The following is a 17,004-nucleotide window of genomic DNA, read 5'->3' on the forward strand; positions in this document are numbered from 1 at the left end:
CTCTAGATTTTATTTTGAAAAAAAGCAAGCTTTGCCCTGTTTTTCCTCGATTTGTTTGACCCAAGTCTCATGTGCAGCCAATTCTTCCTCTGAAGGTAGAATTACCGCCAAGCCTGTCTCATCAATGTGACGGCGTCCACTCGAGCCTAGTTCTTGTTCTGATTGTGACAGGGCATCCATATCAAAAGACACCTGTCCACCGGTCATGGCTAAATAGACATCAGCCAGAATCTCGGCATCAAGTAAGGCACCATGGAAGGTACGATCACGTTGCACAATTTCATAGCGGCGCACCAAAGCATCTAAGGAATTCTTCTGTCCTGGATGTTTGCTTTTCGCCATGGCTAAAGTATCTGTGACTTCACAGACCTCAGATAACGGACCATGCCCAGTACGCTTGAACTCCATATCCAAGAAGTTCATATCGAAGGTTGCATTATGGGCAATGATTTCTGCACCTTTTAGATACTCAAACAATACATCCGCAATTTCAGCATATTTAGGTTTATCTGCTAAAAATTCATCGGTAATGCCGTGGACATTGACAGAATCGCCTACTTCCTTTTCGGGGTTGATATAAATATGGATGGAGCTACCTGTCAGTTTACGATTGATCATCTCAATCGCACCAACTTCAATAATGCGGTCACTGTCCTGAAAGTAAAAACCAGTGGTTTCGGTATCGAGAATCAGTTGGCGAGGGCCATAGGCTTCAACCGTTGCAGGTGTAATCACAATATGTGGATGCGCAGGAAGGGCATTTTGACCTGCATCTTCAGCATCTGGTGTTTGTACTGTGGAAGCAATGATGACAGTATCTTCAAGCAGGCTTTCAGCTTCTTCTAAATCAGTTTCGTCTGCGACCACATCGAGTCCGAAGGGGTCATCGAACAGCCAGTCAGATTCCGCTTTTTTTTTATCTGCAAGATTTGTTTCTGCTGCGGTAGTTAAGCCTTTAGCCACTTGATCTGCACCTAAATTCGCCAGCTGATCGGCCATTTCATTGCCAGGATGTCCCGCATGTCCTTTAATCCAGTTCCATTCGATGTCTCGGCCTTGACACACGGCATCGAGTTTTTGCCATAAATCTGGATTTTTCACATCTTTCCAGTTTTTCTTTTTCCAACCGTGAATCCACTCGGTAATCCCTTGTTTGACATAGTTAGAGTCGGTCCAGATAATGAGTTTGGCTTGTTGCGGGCAGGCTAGAACACCTTCAATTGCAGCCGTCAGCTCCATGCGGTTATTGGTGGTTTGCGTTTCGCCACCAAAGATTTTACGTTCTTCGGTTGCTGTAACGATGTATGCTCCCCAACCACCGAGCGCGCTCTCTTTACCATTTCCACGACAAGCGCCATCGACATAAAGCGTGATTGTTTCCGACATAAAAGTTAATCCAGACAGCAAAGAAAGTGATACAGAAGAGAATTCAATTTTGTATTGTATAACGCATTTGTGCTCGGGAAGTGCATTACATGGTTATTTTTTAATTTCTTGTAACATTTATCATCGAATCGCGCTAAATTATTGCCTTGAGTCTCTGCCGAGCTTCACTACAATGGCATTGCGAAAAAATAAATTTTATACGAGTTGTTTGGATTTTTTTATGTATAAACCAACCACGTTCATGTGGCAGCCCTCGGTTCCGACATTTTTTAAAATTACTGTAATGGGTTCTGCACTCGCTGCATTAGGATTAACGACGGGTTGTGCATCGAGCCAAAGTGCGACCAAGGCTGCTGCATCGAAACAGGTTGGCTCTAATTATTTAGATGCAAACAGTTTAGATTCTTTAGAAGATCTCTTGTCTGCTACGGATATGCGTGCTGTAGAAGGGGATCGTCTGTTAATTTTAAAACACGGTGATGTGTGGAAGCGCATGACGGTGGGCTTCAAAATGGATTTAAACCATTGGGATCCACGTATTGAAGCGCAGCGGAGTTGGTTTGTCTCTCGTCAACCGTATATTGAGCGTTTAAGTGCGCGTGCTTCGCGTTATCTTTATCACACGGTGAAAGAGGCAGAGCGCCGTGGCTTACCGACTGAGTTAGCACTGCTACCAATTATTGAAAGTTCTTATGACCCAGCAGCTACCAGTAGTGCAGCAGCAGCGGGGCTTTGGCAGTTCATTCCAAGTACAGGTCGTATTTACGGTCTAAAACAAACAGGCATGTACGATGGTCGTCGTGATGTGGTGGAATCTACGCGTGCTGCCTATGAGTTTTTAGGAAGTTTGTATAACCAGTTTGGCTCTTGGGAATTGGCTTTGGCAGCTTATAATGCAGGCCCTGGTCGTATTCAGCAGGCAATCAACCGTAACCGTGATGCAGGTTTGCCAACCGATTACTGGTCATTGCGTTTACCTCAGGAAACCATGAACTATGTACCACGCTTCTTGGCCGTGGCACAAATTATTAAAAATCCAAATGCATATGGTGTGTCTTTACCTCCAATTGCCAACCGACCACACTTTAGAGAAATTAGTGTGGGAGCTGCCAGCCTGAATGATATTGCATCGATTACAGGATTGAGCCGTGCCGAATTGTATGCCTTGAACCCTGGACATCGTGGTGATCGTATTGACAACAGTAGTCCAATGCGTATTTTGATTCCTGCGGATTTAAGCCCATCGATTGATGCCCAGTTATCGAAACTACAAACCTCAGGTGGTTTATGGGCAAGTTCAGCACCGATCAGCACACCATCGACCACAACAACCATTACACCAAGTAAAGCGACTCCGCCAGCATTGGCGGCAAGTAACAGCAGTAAAACCACAGAAACCAAAAACTCGGCGACAGTGAGTAGCACGACCAGCCGTCCATTATCTGTAACTCCGCGTGGTTCGGATGCGCTAGCAGCTTTTGCTTCTAGTACGGTTGTACCGAGTGCGCCGCGTATTCCAGTTGCAGTCACCCCTGCAAAAAATGTCAAACCTGTGAGTGTTGAGCCACCAATTTCTGCGGCTGAGCGTGAGCAAATTCTCGCAACGGTGAAAGCGGAAGATGCGACCAAAACTGTCGATCAGGTGTTACAGCCTGTCGCAACCAAAGCGGAACAAGAGCAGGTTGTGGCTGAATTAAAAGCGATTGCACCTCAAGGTACAGAAATTGTGGATCCTTATGATGGCAAGATTAAGCTAACAGCCATTCAGACCAGCCAATCGGTTGCCGAACAGCAAGGTAAAGAGTTAACCAAAGGCTTCTCTTATCCAAAATCGGTGACTGACAATACCAAGTCGGATTCGGATGAAGCGCAGTTAAATAAAGGCAAAAATTATGTCAGTACGGCATCAGAAGTTGTTGTCGTACCACCAAAAGGGAAGCGTTCAACATATACCGTATTGCCAGGAGATACTCTGGCAACGATTGCGTTGAAAAATGGGGTGAACTGGCGTGATATTGCCAAATGGAACCAGATAGACCCAAATGCAACTTTGTATGTTGGTGCCAGCATTTATTTATACGATGCGAAACCAGTACAAGATCGTTCTTCCAATACGACAAATAGCAAACCTGAGAGTTATGTGGTGCAAGCCAATGACAACTTGACCAGTGTGGCGAGTCAGTTTGGTCTTTCAGTGAAACAATTGGCAGACTATAACGATTTAACAGTAACCAGTGGATTATACGTCGGTCAAAAGTTAACGTTAAAAGAAAGCACTAGCGCGACTACGAAAAAATCTGCTGAAAAAACTTCGGCTAAAAGCAGTATTAAAACCAAATCCTATGTGGTGAAACGTGGCGAGTATTTAAAACTAATTGCCGATCGTTATGCCTTGTCTAATCAGGAGTTGGCGGAGTTAACCCCAGGCTTAAGTGCGGGCAGTAATTTACTGGTTGGACAGAAAATTAATGTTCCATTGAATACTGTGAGTGATGCTGCTGCTTCAGAAAAAACAGCAGTGAAAGTGGATGCAGTAAAATCTACACCAAGCATTAAAACCGAAAGTTATAAAGTTCAGCGTGGCGACACACTGTACAGTATTGCTGCGCAATCCAAAATTTCGCTGAGTGATTTGGCTGAGTTGAATCAAATCTCGAGCAACAGTGGTGTTTATGTTGGTCAGATCATTAAAGTACCCGCGGGTTCAACGGTTCCAGAAACCTATGTGGTGCAATCGGGCGACAGCCTGTCAGAGATTGCCAGCAAGTACAATTTAAGCCAAGACAATTTGGCCAATCTGAATGGTTTGGGCAGAAATGCCAACGTACGTATTGGGCAACGTCTAAAATTAACCGGTGATGTGGCTGACGTTGAAAAAGAGTCGGCAAGTTCTGAGCCAACCAAAGATATTCATGTGGTGAAATCAGGTGAAACACTAGGCAGTATTGCTAAAAAGTACCATTTGCAACTGAGTTATTTGGCGGCACTGAATGAGCTCTCTAGCAATGCTGGTGTACGCGTTGGTCAACGTTTAAAAATTGAGGGTGATTTACCGAGCAAGGCAAATGCCAAGGTGGACACGACTCCGAAAAAGACGGCAGCCAGCAGCAAGGACACGGAAAAATATACGGTCAAATCAGGCGAGTCTTTGAATCTGATCGCAAGTCGTGTCGGAATTTCTGTCAGTGAGTTGGCCAGTTTAAATGACATCAGCCCGCGCACAGGCTTACAGGTGGGTCAAAGCTTATTGATTCCCAAAACAGTGAAGGAATATAAGGTGAGATCGGGAGATAACCTGATTCGTTTAGCTGCACGTTATGGCGTTGAAGCCAGCGAATTGGCTGAGATGAATGATTTAAAACCTACGGCTCAGTTACAAATTGGAGATGTGATTAAAGTTCCGAACCTTTAAGTCACGGCTCTGGTATGAATCTAGGAAAGTTGACCATCCAAAAAATTGCCACGCTATTACTCTGCAGTGGCAGTTGCATGGTCACACAGCAGGGGTGGTCGGCTTTACACACCACCCCTTATATTGCAGTGCATAGCCAGCCCAAATATGCGGGGTTAAAGGTCATGCCGTATGCGAATGCTCATGCCCCGAAAGGCGGCTATATCAGCATGGCGGCAAATGGTACTTTTGATAATCTCAACACTATGAATGGTAAAGGCAGTGCGACCGATGGTGTGAATTATTTATTTGATACTTTAATGGATAATTCTCTGGATGAACCTGGGGTGATGTATCCTTTATTGGCAGATAAAGTCAGTTTTGATCCGAACAAGCCGCAATTCATAATTTTTCATTTAAACCCTAAAGCGCGCTTTAGTAATGGCACAGCTGTCACGGCAGAAGATGTTAAATTCAGTTTCGATGCTTACCAGAACAAAGCGAATTTGGGTCTCCAAATGTATCTTTCTAATTTGGCTAAGACGGAAGTGCTGTCCAAATTTCAGATCAAATTTAGTTTTAAATCTGCAAAAAATAAAGAAATGCCGCTGATTGTGGCCAGTTTGCCCATTTATTCCCAACAGGATTGGCGCAATAAAGATTTCACGCGGATCACCATGCAGCCGATTTTAGGTTCTGGACCCTATCTGATTGAACGTATTGATGCGGGGCGCAGTATTACTTACAAGCGTAATCCCCGATATTGGGCCAAAGATTTAATGATCAATCGTGGCCGCTATAATTTTGATCGGATTCAATACGTGTATTACCGCAATGCTGATATAGCATTTGAGGGATTTAAGTCTGGTCAATACACCTTGCATGAAGAAAAGAAAACTCAAAACTGGGTTACCGCCTATCAGTTTCCTGCTGTTCAGGCAGGCATAGTTAAAAAATATAAGCATCGCTTAGCACGGCCTGTGGTCACGCAAAGTTTGGTTCTCAATACGCGTAAAGCCCCTTTAAATGATATTTATTTTCGTCAGGCACTAAGTTATGCCTATGATTTTGAATGGTTAAATAAGGCGTTGTTTTATGGGCAGTATCAGCGTCTGCAAAGTCATTTTCAAAATAGTGAATTGGCTGCAACAGGACAACCCAGTGTAGCCGAGCTAAAGCTGTTACAACCTTATTTAACGCAGCTACATCCGCTTCAGCGCCAAGGGGTCTTGTCCAACTGGCAATATCCTGTATCCGATGCAGGTGGATTTAACCGTCCCAATTTGCTGCAAGCGCGCAACATTTTACTGAAAGCCGGTTATTTTTATCGCCAAGGGCAGTTATATGCTCGAAATGGCAAGCCAGTTCAATTTGAAATTTTAACGGATAAAGAAGGCGCGCAACGTACCTTAATGCCGTGGATACGGAACTTGAAAAAGTTGGGCATGAACGTGACCTTGCACCAAGTGGACGTATCGCAATATATGGAACGTATGCGCCGTTATCAGTTTGATGTGACCACGATGGAAATGCCGCAATCACTTTCGCCGGGCAGTGAGCAGGCGCAAATGTGGAGTAGTAGTGCTGCACGTGAACTGGGCAATTATAATTATTCGGGTATTCAAAATGCTGCGATTGATGCTGCTGTGCAACAGGTCATTCAAGCACCCAATCGAGAGCAGTTGGTCGTGCGTACGCGGGTGTTGGATCGATTGCTGCGAGCAGGTTATTATCAAATCCTAACGTATGGTAAAAATGACAATTGGTATGCCTACTGGAATATGTACCAACAACCAGCCGTGAAACCCAAATTATCTTTGGGGCTGGATTATTGGTGGAGTGATCCGGTGCAAGCCAAAAAAGTCAGTCAGTATCTTCGCCAATAGTTAAAGTCATCGATGTTGTCCTCGGTTATTTAGGATGCATATCCAGTCAAAACAAGATAAGGAAAACAGCTTGGGTGCTTATATTCTAAAAAGGTTATTGCTGATTATTCCAACCTTGTTTCTGATTCTGCTGATCAATTTCGCGGTGATACAGATTGCCCCTGGTGGACCGGTCGAACGCGCCATTCAACAAGCTGAATTTTTTCAACAGCAACAAGCGCTCAAGATGGGCATTGCGCCTAATAGTGCTTATTATCAGGGGGCTAAAGGGCTCAGCGAAGACATGATTCGCAGCATTCAAGTGCAGTATGGCTTTGATCAACCGGCTTATGTCCGCTTTTGGCTGATGATTAAAAACTATCTGCAGCTGGATTTTGGCAACAGCTTTTTCAAGGATAAGGCTGTAACCGAATTGCTGTGGGAAAAAATGCCGGTATCCTTGTCTTTAGGCTTGTGGAGTGGGTTGCTGATTTATGCGATTGCGATTCCCCTAGGGATGCAGAAAGCCAAGCAACATGGTTTGCTGTTTGATAAAACCACCTCGCTACTTTTGGCTGTGGGTTATGCCGTTCCTGCCTTTGTTTTTGCGATTTTATTGATTGTTTTTTTTGCGGGTGGTAGCTATTTTCAATGGTTTCCCTTGCAAGGTTTGGTTTCGGAAAATTTTCACCAGCTCAGTCTTTGGGCTAAAATTCAAGATTATTTCTGGCATTTGAGCTTGCCCTTGCTGGCGATTGTTTTGGGTGGTTTCGCCAGTTTAACGTATTTAAGTAAATATTCTTTTTTAGAGGAATTACATAAGCCTTATGTGCTGGCAGCACGTGCCAAAGGTTTATCGCTATCTCGTGTGCAGTATGGGCATGTATTTCGCAACGCCATTTTGGTGGTGGTGGCGGGTTTACCAGAAGCTCTGCTGAGTATTTTCTTTGTCGGTAATTTATTCATAGAAATTGTGTTTAATCTGGATGGTTTGGGATTGTTGGGCTTTGAAGCGATTATCCAGCGCGATTATCCTGTGATTTTTGGCACCTTATTTATTTTTACGTTGTTGGGATTGATCTTGCGTTTGATTTGCGATGTGCTGTATCAGTGGATTGATCCTAGAATTGACTTTGAATCTCGGGAGAAATCCTAATGTCGCCGATGGTTCAGGCACGTCTGCGACGTTTTCGACAAAACCGTTTAGGCTTTTGCTGTTTTATTTTATTTAGTTTAATTTTTACTGTGGCTTTAGCGGCCAATTTGATTGCCAATGAAAAACCATTGTTGGTGAAGTATCAGCACGAACTGTATTTTCCTGTTTTTAAAACCTATCCCGAAACGACTTTTGGCGGGGTCTTTGAAACCGAAGCTGATTATAAAGACCCCGCGGTACAACAGTTAATCAGTGCGCATGGTTGGGTGATTTGGCCTGTCATTCCTTATGCTGCGCAAACCCCAAATCTTGATTTGGCGGTACCTGTACCCTCACCACCAAGCGCAGAAAACTGGTTAGGCACAGATGATCAAGGGCGAGACGTGTTGGCGAGGATTCTGTATGCCTTGCGGGTTTCCTTATTGTTTGGATTTGCTTTGACCCTGCTGTCTTCGGTGTTGGGTATCCTGATCGGAGCCATCCAAGGCTATTATGGGGGCTGGGTGGACTTGATTGGACAGCGCATCCTAGAAGTGTGGGGTGGATTACCCATGCTGTTCATGGTCATGATTCTGGTGAGTATTTTCAGTCCTAATGTTTATTGGCTCTTGTTGATCATGCTGTTTTTCTCATGGCCGACCTTGGTAAATTTGGTGCGGACCGAATTTTTACGTGCTCGTCATTTAGACTATGTCCGGGCAGCGCGGGCTTTGGGTGTCTCGGATTCGCGCATTATATTCCGCCATATTTTGCCGAATGTCATCAGTTCCAGTCTGTCGCAATTGCCATTCATCTTAACAGCCAATATTACCGCACTTGCAGCCTTAGATTTCCTCGGCTTGGGTTTGACTGCAGACTCCGCATCTTTAGGGGAGATTTTGCTACAGGGAAAAAATAACTTAAATGCTCCGTGGTTGGCTTTATCGGGCTTCTTTACCTTGGCAATCGTGTTGTCATTATTAATCTATATTGGGGAGGCGGCACGTGATGCATTTGACCCAAGACGATAAGCAGCCCCAACGGGTGATTTTAAAGGTTGAACAACTGCACATCCGACATGAGCAAAATTTACTGCTGCAAGATGTCTCGTTTGAATTATGCCAAGCTCAGACATTGGCTTTGGTGGGAGAGAGTGGTTCTGGGAAATCGATTAGCTGTTTGGCACTTTTGGGTTTATTGCCAGCGCATTTGCAGATCAGCGGAACAGCAAGCTATATCGGAGCGGATCTACTGCAACTGACAGATCAGCAGTTACAACCGATTCGTGGACGTAAAATCGCCATGATTTTCCAAGACCCGATGACGGCACTGAATCCTTTACATCAGGTTGAACATTTGGTTGGAGAGAGCTTAGGCCTTCAGGGTTTTAGTAAGGGTGAAGTTCGGAACAAAGTATTGCAACTGTTGCAAGATGTTGGTTTAACCGAGGCTGAAGCACTTTTAAAGCGTTATCCGCATCAACTGTCGGGCGGGCAAAGGCAACGTGTCATGATTGCGGCTGCATTAGCCCTTGACCCTGAGATTTTGATTGCAGATGAACCCACCACGGCATTAGATGTCACTTTGCAATTACAGATTCTAGACTTGTTGAAATGGCTCCAACAACAACGGCATATGGCACTGATATTAATTAGCCATGATTTGAATCTGGTGCGACATTATGCCGATGAGGTGATTGTCCTGAATCAGGGACGAGTGGAACAGCAAGGCACGACCGAGCAGGTCTTTCAACACCCTGAAACCCCCTATACCCGTGAATTAATCAATCATGATTTTGGTCAAGCATTGCGGCCTGTCATGACGGCTCCAGTACTGCAATTAGAACAATTACGGGTACTGTATCCCATCAAGCAAGGCTGGTTGAATCGTGTGACTGGACAACAGACTGCGGTTGAAATTGCCCATCTACAATTACAACAAGGCGAGTGTTTGGGCATTGTGGGAGAAAGTGGATCCGGTAAAAGTTCACTGGCTTTGGCGATTGCACGTTTGATTCAGAGTCACGGAAAAATTCTGTTTCAGCAGCAGAATTTAAATGCCTTGAATCAAAAACAGTTACGCGCTTTACGTTCACATTTCCAAATTGTGTTTCAAGATCCGTGGAGCAGTTTAAATCCGCGCTTAAATGTGGAACAGATTATTGCGGAAGGATTAAGTTTAGCAAATGCTTCTGCCAGCATAATCCAGCAGAAAGTCTCACAGGCTTTGCTCGATGTCGAACTAGACGACAGTTATTTACAGCGCTACCCGCAGGAGTTATCTGGCGGGCAACGACAACGGGTCGCATTGGCACGTGCTTTAGTGTTACAGCCACAATTGCTGATTTTGGATGAACCGACTTCATCCTTAGATCGCACCACTCAACGCGCGATTGTGCAGCTCTTACGGCGCTTACAGCAACATTATCAACTGAGTTATTTATTTATCAGTCACGACTTACATGTGATTCGTGCCATCAGTCAAAAAGTCTTGGTGCTTAAAGATGCGCAGGTGGTGGAGCTGCAAGCCACAGATGATTTATTTAATCATCCACAAACCGACTACACCCGAAAACTGATTCAGGCGAGTCGGGTGATGTGAATGGATTAACTTGACATAATAAATTGTCAAAAAGGTCTTGACCTGATGTTGAAACCATTTAGAGTAAATCATCTAAATAAAACAATGAGGAAGTCAGAATGAGTCAACTTGCAGAGCCTTTAAAGATTCGCAATACCACTTTTAAAAACCGTATTATCAAAGGCGCGATGAGCGAGGCTCTTGCAGATTATGCCGGACGACCAAATCATTTACATCTGGGTTTATATGAAGCATGGGCTAAAGGGGGATTGGGCTGTGCCATTACGGGCAATGTGATGGTGGATTTCCGTGCCAAGAATGAACCCGGTGTTGTGGTGGTGGAGTCGGAACGTGATCTTGCCGCGCTGACTCAATGGGCTAATCTGGGTAAACAATATGGCATGGTGCAGTTGGTGCAGCTATCGCATCCTGGACGCCAATGCCCGAAAGGATTAAATCAAGAAACGGTAGCCCCTTCGGCGGTACCTTTTAGTCCTATGCTCGCAACGACGTTTGCTACGCCACGGGAACTGCGTGAAGATGAAATTTTAGAGATTATTCAGCGTTTCGCGCGTGCGGCTCAGATCTGTGAAAAAGCCGGATTTGAAGGGGTACAGTTGCATGGTGCACATGGTTATTTAATTAGTCAGTTTCTTTCACCTTTGACCAATCAGCGTCAGGATCAATGGGGCGGTAGTATTGAAAACCGCATGCGCTTTCTCTTGGAAATTTATCAAGCCGTTCGTGCGGCAACTTCGGCTGATTTTATTATTTCCGTCAAACTCAATTCTGCCGATTTTCAACGAGGTGGAATTAGTGAAGAAGATGTGATTGCTGTGTTTAAAGCGATTGATGCGGCAGGTATTGACTTGATTGAAATTTCAGGGGGAACCTATGAAGCACCTGCCATGGCGGGAGTAAAGCAAGAAAAGCGTAAAACCAGTACTATTGCGCGAGAAGCCTATTTCCTCGATTTTGCCGAACAGATTCGTCAGCAGGTGAGTTGCCATCTTATGGTGACCGGAGGATTCCGCACGGTTCAAGGCATGAATGCTGCACTTGATAGTGGTGCATGTGATTTTATTGGCATCGCACGACCATTTGCGGTGGAAACCGATCTGGCAGACCGGTTACTGGTGGGGCAAGATGTACGTTATGCCGTGGATAAAATTAAAACCGGCATTCCAATGGTCGATAAAATGGCCATTATGGAAATTATTTGGTATGCAGCACAATTTAAATCGATTGCTCAAGGTAAACGGCCAAATCCGAAGCTTTCTCCACTCAAAGTCTTTTTCCAGTATGTGAAGGGGAATTTAAAAGCCGTGATTCAAGGTCAGATCAACTCGCGTAAAAGCGCATAATATTAGTTGGCTTCGGCCCAATACTGTTTGAAGATTGAGGCAGACCATTGACCTTTTGATAAAGCGCGTTGAAAGGCGGTTCTGTCTTCAATCTGTTGTAAATAACTATTGATTGCAGGGTAGTACATATAACGCTCATTGAGATGGGTGCAAGCGTGTAATGGAAACCAGAGCAAGATATCTGCAATCGTCAATTGAGAGCCTGCCACCCACAGTTGTGTGCTGAGATGCTGATTGATGATTTGCATTTGTTGTTGCAGTAGGGGATTTAAATAGCCTTGATTAAATCCATATTGCATGGCTCGTGGAATAAAACGGATAAGCCAAGGGGTTCGGATCGCCAATTGGGAAAAGATCTGTTTTAACGCTAAATTTGGCATAAATGTGGCTTCAGCGAAGTTTTTCCAATAGCAGTAGTCCACTAAGGCAGCACCGTCTAAATTCATTGCACCTAAACCTTGCTGGTGAATACTGAACCATTCGGCAATAGCACTGGTTTCAGACAAGAACACAGATTGCTCAAGTTTTGTTATTTTGACGGTTGGAAATTTTGCAAAAGGATGTGCTTGTTGTAATTGACGCGTATTGGCATTATCCGGTGTGTGGCAAACCAAAATGTCATAATCGAGACCGAGTTCTTCGAAAAGCCAGACAATCCGTTGCGAACGTGAATTAGGTTTATGATAAAGTTGAATCTGTATTTTGTTGTTTCAATTGCCTTGTATTGCATATGTTTTTTATTTTGCTCAAAGCGAGCATAACTCAAAATATAGGCATAAAAAAACCTGAGTCGTTATGCTCAGGTTTTTTTAAGAGATAAACATCTCTGAATATGGCGTCCCTACGGGGATTCGAACCCCGGTTACCGCCGTGAAAGGGCGATGTCCCAACTGTCATATTTCATGGCGGAAATTATTGTAAAGTTTTGTAAATTTATTGTAAAACGGGCAGTCTTTTTAGAACATCGTGTAAATGTTCAGGAGCTAAATGTGCGTAACGTTGTGTGATTCGAATATCAGAATGACCAAGCAATGTTGATACATGATAGAGAGGAACACCATTTTTAACTAAGAAACTGGCGAATGTGTGGCGCAGATCGTGAATGCGAACATGACCTAAATCAGCTCTTTTCACTGCATTTTCAAATCCTCTCCTAAAACTTCTTATATTTTTATCCGTATTGGGATTATAAAAGACATAATGCTTATGCATTTTTAATCTGATTAATGCAGCCACACAAACTGTATTAATCGGTTTATAAACTGTCTTTTTATTTTTAGATAGTGAATTACGGATAATAATATAACGATCATCTAGGCTTACATTATTCCATGTAAGCGTTGTTAATTCAGAAGCACGACAACCCGTATTTAATGCCAATGTGACAAAGTCATAGAGCATAGTGTTATCAAAATCGAGCGTTGCTGAAAGCAATTTTCTGCATTCGGTTGAGTTCAAAAATCTTGGCATGTAATCGGATTCAAAGAGCTTGAATCGATTAAATGGATTTTTAAAATTAGCAGTGTTGTTATAAGTCAAATAGTAATTGAATGCAGCACGCATCAAATTAATTTCTCTATTGATGGTTGAGTTCTTCACTCCCTCCAGCGAGCGATGTGTGCAGTAATCCGTGATTACATCTATTGTGATTTGTTGATGTGAGTAAAACCATTCAAGATATTTCATTTTGTCATTGTATGTATGCTTTGAATTATAAAGACCATTTTTTAAATAGAAATGCAGTATTTCTTGTACATCCATAAATTCACCTATTTGTAACATTATGTCAATTCGGTTTTTTTGATGAATTTTCAATATACATAAATATCAGTCACTTAAATTTTTTATCCTGGCAAAAATTTTGTCCAGGAGATGATGTGTTAATGGAAGATTATGCTAGTCAGTTCGCGCCCATTCGGGACGCTCTGGAACTCCCGATGTAAAGTAAAAGGGAGCTTGTAATCAGGGAAAGAAGGTTTAGTAATTTAGTTGCGTCAGTTCGAGGGCACTCCGCCCTCTCTATTTAAGATGTAAAGGCGTAAAAGGATCAAGATATATGAATAAGTAAGCCATGAGAAATAAGGTAACAATAGACCAAAAAAGGAGATGTTTTTTCATTGAAAAGTGACGAGGGCTTTTTTGTAAGTCTGAGAGCATTTTTTTTCTACGAATAGCCATAATTTCATTGCGGTATTCAATATCAACGTAATGATCGCCTAAGCGGTAAAGATAGCCGAATAGAGTTTTAATGCGGTTAGGTCGCTGAACTTCATTAAAGAATATTGTTTTTAGGGTATTAAGTAAGCCAGTGCAAATAGCACCAGTGAAAACGCCAACAGCGAAAACAATAAAAATAAAAGATTCTATTGCAGCGGTATCTTGAATATTCATTAAATTAGACCTTCCTTTTTAGCTTGTTCATATTTTGCTAAATCTTCGCGAGTCATAGACACTGAAATATTTGATTGAGGTTGTGTAGTAACAGGTGTTTGTGTTGTTGTCGTTGTAGATCGTGCAGGTTGTTGTTGTGTTGAAGCGAAATAATTAAACGGTCTGTCTCCAGCGATGATTTTTTTACAGTCAGATTGTGAAACTTTTAATTTAGTGCCTTGTTGTGAGTAGGCAGTAAAAGAGCCGTCAGGGTTAGACATGCAACCTGAAAGAATGGGTTTTGCAGTTACTTCGTACTGGAGAGATTCTTGAATAGAATCTTGATCGAATGGTTTATCAGGATTGTAAGAAACGTATTGTTTATTAGTTTCACCAATTGACCCACCATTTTTTGAAAGATCGTTAAACCATTTAACACATTCAGGTTTTTCTACATTGACACCCTTTCTGCATTCTATATCTAAATTTGATTGAGTCTGCATTGAAGCAGAAGCAGCTTGTGAACCAACAAGTTGAGTTTGTTCAGTTGGTTTTTTTCCTGATGCAATATCAGCATTTTCTTTAATTTTTGAAGCAGATAAGAAAGGATTATCAGATCCGAAAACCATATAACCAACTAGACAGACAACAGCGAGGATAAAGCCACCCAACTTGAAATAGAGAGGGGGAATTTTTAGCTTATGAGTGTCGAGGGTAGTAGATTTATATTTTTCAAATATTTTTGAATCAGGTTTAAATTTTTCGTGTGATTCAGCTTTATTTTTTGCGCCAGTAGAATCAGGCATTGTGACAGCATAACGCCATAAAAAAACGTCAGCAAAGGCACGACCATAAGCACGATGCAAATGATAGTGAGATCCGACAAGGCTTAGAACATGGTTGTGCAGAAAAGATGGGGATTGTGTAATTAAAATAATGTCATGGCCAGAATGGCGATGAGTTTCTAATTTTTTTACACGTTCGTCACTGGAGAGTTTTTCACGACCCTTATATTGGAAAAAGTCAAATTGTTGTGCTTCATCATAAATAACAACAGAACCTTCGGGCGTATCTCTCCAGTCGGAATTTTCGGGCAAAGGTTGAGCGCCTTCATAATCAAACTGATCAATATTGGTATAAACAGGACGACCTTCTTTTAAGTAATTAATCGCCATTGTTGCAGCCTTAGCGGATTTAAAAGAACCAGGTTTTGCAGTAATTAGAATTAACATAGTTTCACCTATTGGCGCGCTCGCCCCACGCTACACGTAGCGAGGTGCAACGCGGTGCGCGGTAGCGCGCGCGCCCTTATGTCGCTTTAGTAAATGAGATATTGGCAGCCATGAGTGTGGCACGCGCAATCAAAGCACCGACAATGATGCTAATTGCATGATCTAGACCCGAAATGGACAAAAGTCCTAAATAAGTTCCATCAATTTGTGATGAAGCTGAAATTGCTTTATTTATGTATGTTGTGAGTACGATATTAATAACCGCACCTGATATAAGAGTAACGCCAGCACCTATCAAAACTTTACGAGCAAAGTTTGAAAGTAGCCAAGATGTAAGACCGAATAGAAGTGCTTTCATGTTCTAAGCCCCAAAACAATGAAAGCAGCTCCAATATATGCAGAAGCAATAATTGCAGGCTTAATAATTGAAAGAAGCTGACACCAAGGCGACCAAGAAAAGGTAATTGTTGAGGAAACGCCTTGCATGTTAATTGGGACCTGAACATCTTGAGGACATTGAGCACCCCATGAAATTGCATTTTCTTGAAGTTCAGGCGTAGGCAATTGTGAAATATCAACTGAGTCAGCATCAGGTAAGGCATCATCAGCAAAAAGCCATTCTTTAGTAGTAGCCCATGCTTCTGCTACAGCTTGAGGAACAGAGATAACAACTTGAGCAGCTTCACAAACAATAGGTGCCCAACCGCAAAAAGTAGGGAATTCAAGTGCTATATCAGTTGTTTCTGTTACAGGTTCACCAGTTACGGGATCTGTTTTGGTTTGTGTAGATTCACCAGTGGCAGTTTCATCAGTGGCAGTTGAAGCGGCTTTGTCTAATTCAGTGACAATAGGTCGAGCTTTTGTTTCATCGCTTTCAGCTTCATTAACGATGTCAGCAGCAGCAGCCATTGTTGCAGCTTGAGCACCAACTTTTACGTTTTCATCAGTTGATGATTCAGCATTTGAAATTACTTGGGCAGCAACAGTGGTAAGGGGTAAAGATTTCCAATCATCTTTTGCTGGATCGTAAGCAGGATTAACTACTTTTGACTGAGTGCCGTTTGAAGTTTTATAACCATCAGATTTACGTTGGACCATACATTCGGATGTTGTAATGTTAAAGCCCAAATCAATCCAAGATCCAGATAAACCAAATTGAACAAATTTGGCAGCACAAGCAGCATCAGCAGTTAAGTAATTGACACCATTAAAGGGATAGTAATAAGGAACATTTGTAGTATTGGGATCTAGATATTTGATCTGATTATTTTCAGCATCCATGACCCAATCAACAGCTCCTAGAAGTTGTTCAACAGCAACAGTTAAAGCATAAGCAGCACCACCACGAGCAAGAACTTTAGCAACATTCGCAGCAGTAGGTGTAATTTTTACTGTTGAATTTTTTATTACATCTTTACCATTAATAAGGACTGTTTTAGTAGCGTCATAAACAGCAGAAGCGCCTTGTGCAACTGGATTACCAAGTTGCCAACCACCGACATTTGTTGCATTGGCAGAATTAATAATGAGTACTGGAGAAATCGCTATAACAAGCGATAAGAAAATTCTTATTATTCTATTCATTTTGTCATCCTCGTTACTGCAATAACAATTGCAAAGACAATGAGCCAATTCACAATAGACGCTTCCATATATGACCCCTAGAAAGAAGAAAGGGGGC

General features: G+C 42.7%; 13 protein-coding genes. 6 read left to right on the plus strand and 7 right to left on the minus strand.

The genetic code is table 11. The features are described 5' to 3' along the window. Window positions 1-9: 9 nt before the first annotated feature. The gene (gene dnaQ, locus AC6CHI_RS01205) at window positions 10-1,386 is read right to left on the minus strand and encodes a DNA polymerase III subunit epsilon (RefSeq protein WP_498119110.1); all 1,377 of its coding nucleotides are present in this window, start codon (window positions 1,384-1,386) and stop codon (window positions 10-12) included. 220 nt (window positions 1,387-1,606) lie between these two features. Here dnaQ and AC6CHI_RS01210 point away from each other — a divergent pair, with 220 nt between their 5' ends. The 6 genes from AC6CHI_RS01210 (at window position 1,607) to AC6CHI_RS01235 (ending at window position 11,721) form a co-directional block, all read left to right on the plus strand. Continuing rightward, a complete protein-coding gene (locus AC6CHI_RS01210) occupies window positions 1,607-4,798 on the plus strand; it encodes a LysM peptidoglycan-binding domain-containing protein (protein WP_498119111.1) in 3,192 nt (1,063 codons plus the stop codon). 77 nt (window positions 4,799-4,875) lie between these two features. After that, window positions 4,876-6,663, plus strand: a complete 1,788-nt coding sequence (locus AC6CHI_RS01215) for an extracellular solute-binding protein (protein ID WP_498119402.1) — start codon at window positions 4,876-4,878, stop codon at window positions 6,661-6,663. Window positions 6,664-6,733: 70 nt separating this feature from the next. Then, window positions 6,734-7,798, plus strand: coding sequence for an ABC transporter permease subunit (locus tag AC6CHI_RS01220; protein WP_498119403.1), 1,065 nt, complete (start codon window positions 6,734-6,736; stop codon window positions 7,796-7,798). Continuing rightward, window positions 7,798-8,808, plus strand: a complete 1,011-nt coding sequence (locus AC6CHI_RS01225; RefSeq protein ID WP_498119112.1) for an ABC transporter permease — start codon at window positions 7,798-7,800, stop codon at window positions 8,806-8,808. Before AC6CHI_RS01220 ends, AC6CHI_RS01225 begins: the two co-directional genes overlap by 1 nt. Then, window positions 8,786-10,378, plus strand: coding sequence for a dipeptide ABC transporter ATP-binding protein (locus AC6CHI_RS01230; protein WP_498119404.1), 1,593 nt, complete (start codon window positions 8,786-8,788; stop codon window positions 10,376-10,378). The genes AC6CHI_RS01225 and AC6CHI_RS01230 overlap by 23 nt, the downstream gene beginning before the upstream one ends. 98 nt (window positions 10,379-10,476) lie before the next feature. Continuing rightward, window positions 10,477-11,721 carry an NADH:flavin oxidoreductase/NADH oxidase family protein gene (locus AC6CHI_RS01235; RefSeq protein ID WP_498119113.1) on the plus strand — a complete coding sequence of 415 codons (1,245 nt, stop codon included), beginning with the start codon at window positions 10,477-10,479 and terminating at the stop codon, window positions 11,719-11,721. 2 nt (window positions 11,722-11,723) lie between these two features. Here AC6CHI_RS01235 and AC6CHI_RS01240 read toward each other — a convergent pair whose 3' ends face one another. From AC6CHI_RS01240 to AC6CHI_RS01265, 6 genes are all read right to left on the minus strand, one after another. Beyond that, window positions 11,724-12,422, minus strand: a complete 699-nt coding sequence (locus AC6CHI_RS01240) for a glutathione S-transferase N-terminal domain-containing protein (protein WP_498119405.1) — start codon at window positions 12,420-12,422, stop codon at window positions 11,724-11,726. A gap of 232 nt (window positions 12,423-12,654) precedes the next feature. Then, complete coding sequence (locus tag AC6CHI_RS01245) at window positions 12,655-13,482, minus strand: tyrosine-type recombinase/integrase (protein ID WP_498119114.1); 828 nt, start codon at window positions 13,480-13,482, stop codon at window positions 12,655-12,657. Between the two features lie 258 nt (window positions 13,483-13,740). Beyond that, the gene (locus tag AC6CHI_RS01250) at window positions 13,741-14,112 is read right to left on the minus strand and encodes a hypothetical protein (RefSeq protein ID WP_498119115.1); all 372 of its coding nucleotides are present in this window, start codon (window positions 14,110-14,112) and stop codon (window positions 13,741-13,743) included. Further along, a complete protein-coding gene (locus AC6CHI_RS01255) occupies window positions 14,112-15,323 on the minus strand; it encodes a zonular occludens toxin domain-containing protein (protein WP_498119116.1) in 1,212 nt (403 codons plus the stop codon). Before AC6CHI_RS01255 ends, AC6CHI_RS01250 begins: the two co-directional genes overlap by 1 nt. Before the next feature lie 76 nt (window positions 15,324-15,399). Next, window positions 15,400-15,681, minus strand: coding sequence for a DUF2523 family protein (locus AC6CHI_RS01260; protein ID WP_498119117.1), 282 nt, complete (start codon window positions 15,679-15,681; stop codon window positions 15,400-15,402). Next, entirely contained in the window at window positions 15,678-16,907 is a 1,230-nt protein-coding gene (locus AC6CHI_RS01265) for a virulence factor TspB C-terminal domain-related protein (RefSeq protein ID WP_498119118.1), read from the minus strand. Before AC6CHI_RS01265 ends, AC6CHI_RS01260 begins: the two co-directional genes overlap by 4 nt. Window positions 16,908-17,004: the final 97 nt, after the last annotated feature.

The sequence above is a fragment of the Acinetobacter sp. GQ146 genome (assembly GCF_059758585.1).

Coding starts and splice junctions, on each gene's coding strand:
- dnaQ (WP_498119110.1), bottom strand. CDS start 1,386: ATGTCGGAAACAATCACGCTTTATGTCGATGGCGCTTGTCGTGGAAAT.
- AC6CHI_RS01210 (WP_498119111.1), top strand. CDS start 1,607: ATGTATAAACCAACCACGTTCATGTGGCAGCCCTCGGTTCCGACATTT.
- AC6CHI_RS01215 (WP_498119402.1), top strand. CDS start 4,876: ATGGTCACACAGCAGGGGTGGTCGGCTTTACACACCACCCCTTATATT.
- AC6CHI_RS01225 (WP_498119112.1), top strand. CDS start 7,798: ATGTCGCCGATGGTTCAGGCACGTCTGCGACGTTTTCGACAAAACCGT.
- AC6CHI_RS01230 (WP_498119404.1), top strand. CDS start 8,786: ATGCATTTGACCCAAGACGATAAGCAGCCCCAACGGGTGATTTTAAAG.
- AC6CHI_RS01235 (WP_498119113.1), top strand. CDS start 10,477: ATGAGTCAACTTGCAGAGCCTTTAAAGATTCGCAATACCACTTTTAAA.
- AC6CHI_RS01245 (WP_498119114.1), bottom strand. CDS start 13,482: ATGGATGTACAAGAAATACTGCATTTCTATTTAAAAAATGGTCTTTAT.
- AC6CHI_RS01250 (WP_498119115.1), bottom strand. CDS start 14,112: ATGAATATTCAAGATACCGCTGCAATAGAATCTTTTATTTTTATTGTT.
- AC6CHI_RS01255 (WP_498119116.1), bottom strand. CDS start 15,323: ATGTTAATTCTAATTACTGCAAAACCTGGTTCTTTTAAATCCGCTAAG.
- AC6CHI_RS01260 (WP_498119117.1), bottom strand. CDS start 15,681: ATGAAAGCACTTCTATTCGGTCTTACATCTTGGCTACTTTCAAACTTT.
- AC6CHI_RS01265 (WP_498119118.1), bottom strand. CDS start 16,907: ATGAATAGAATAATAAGAATTTTCTTATCGCTTGTTATAGCGATTTCT.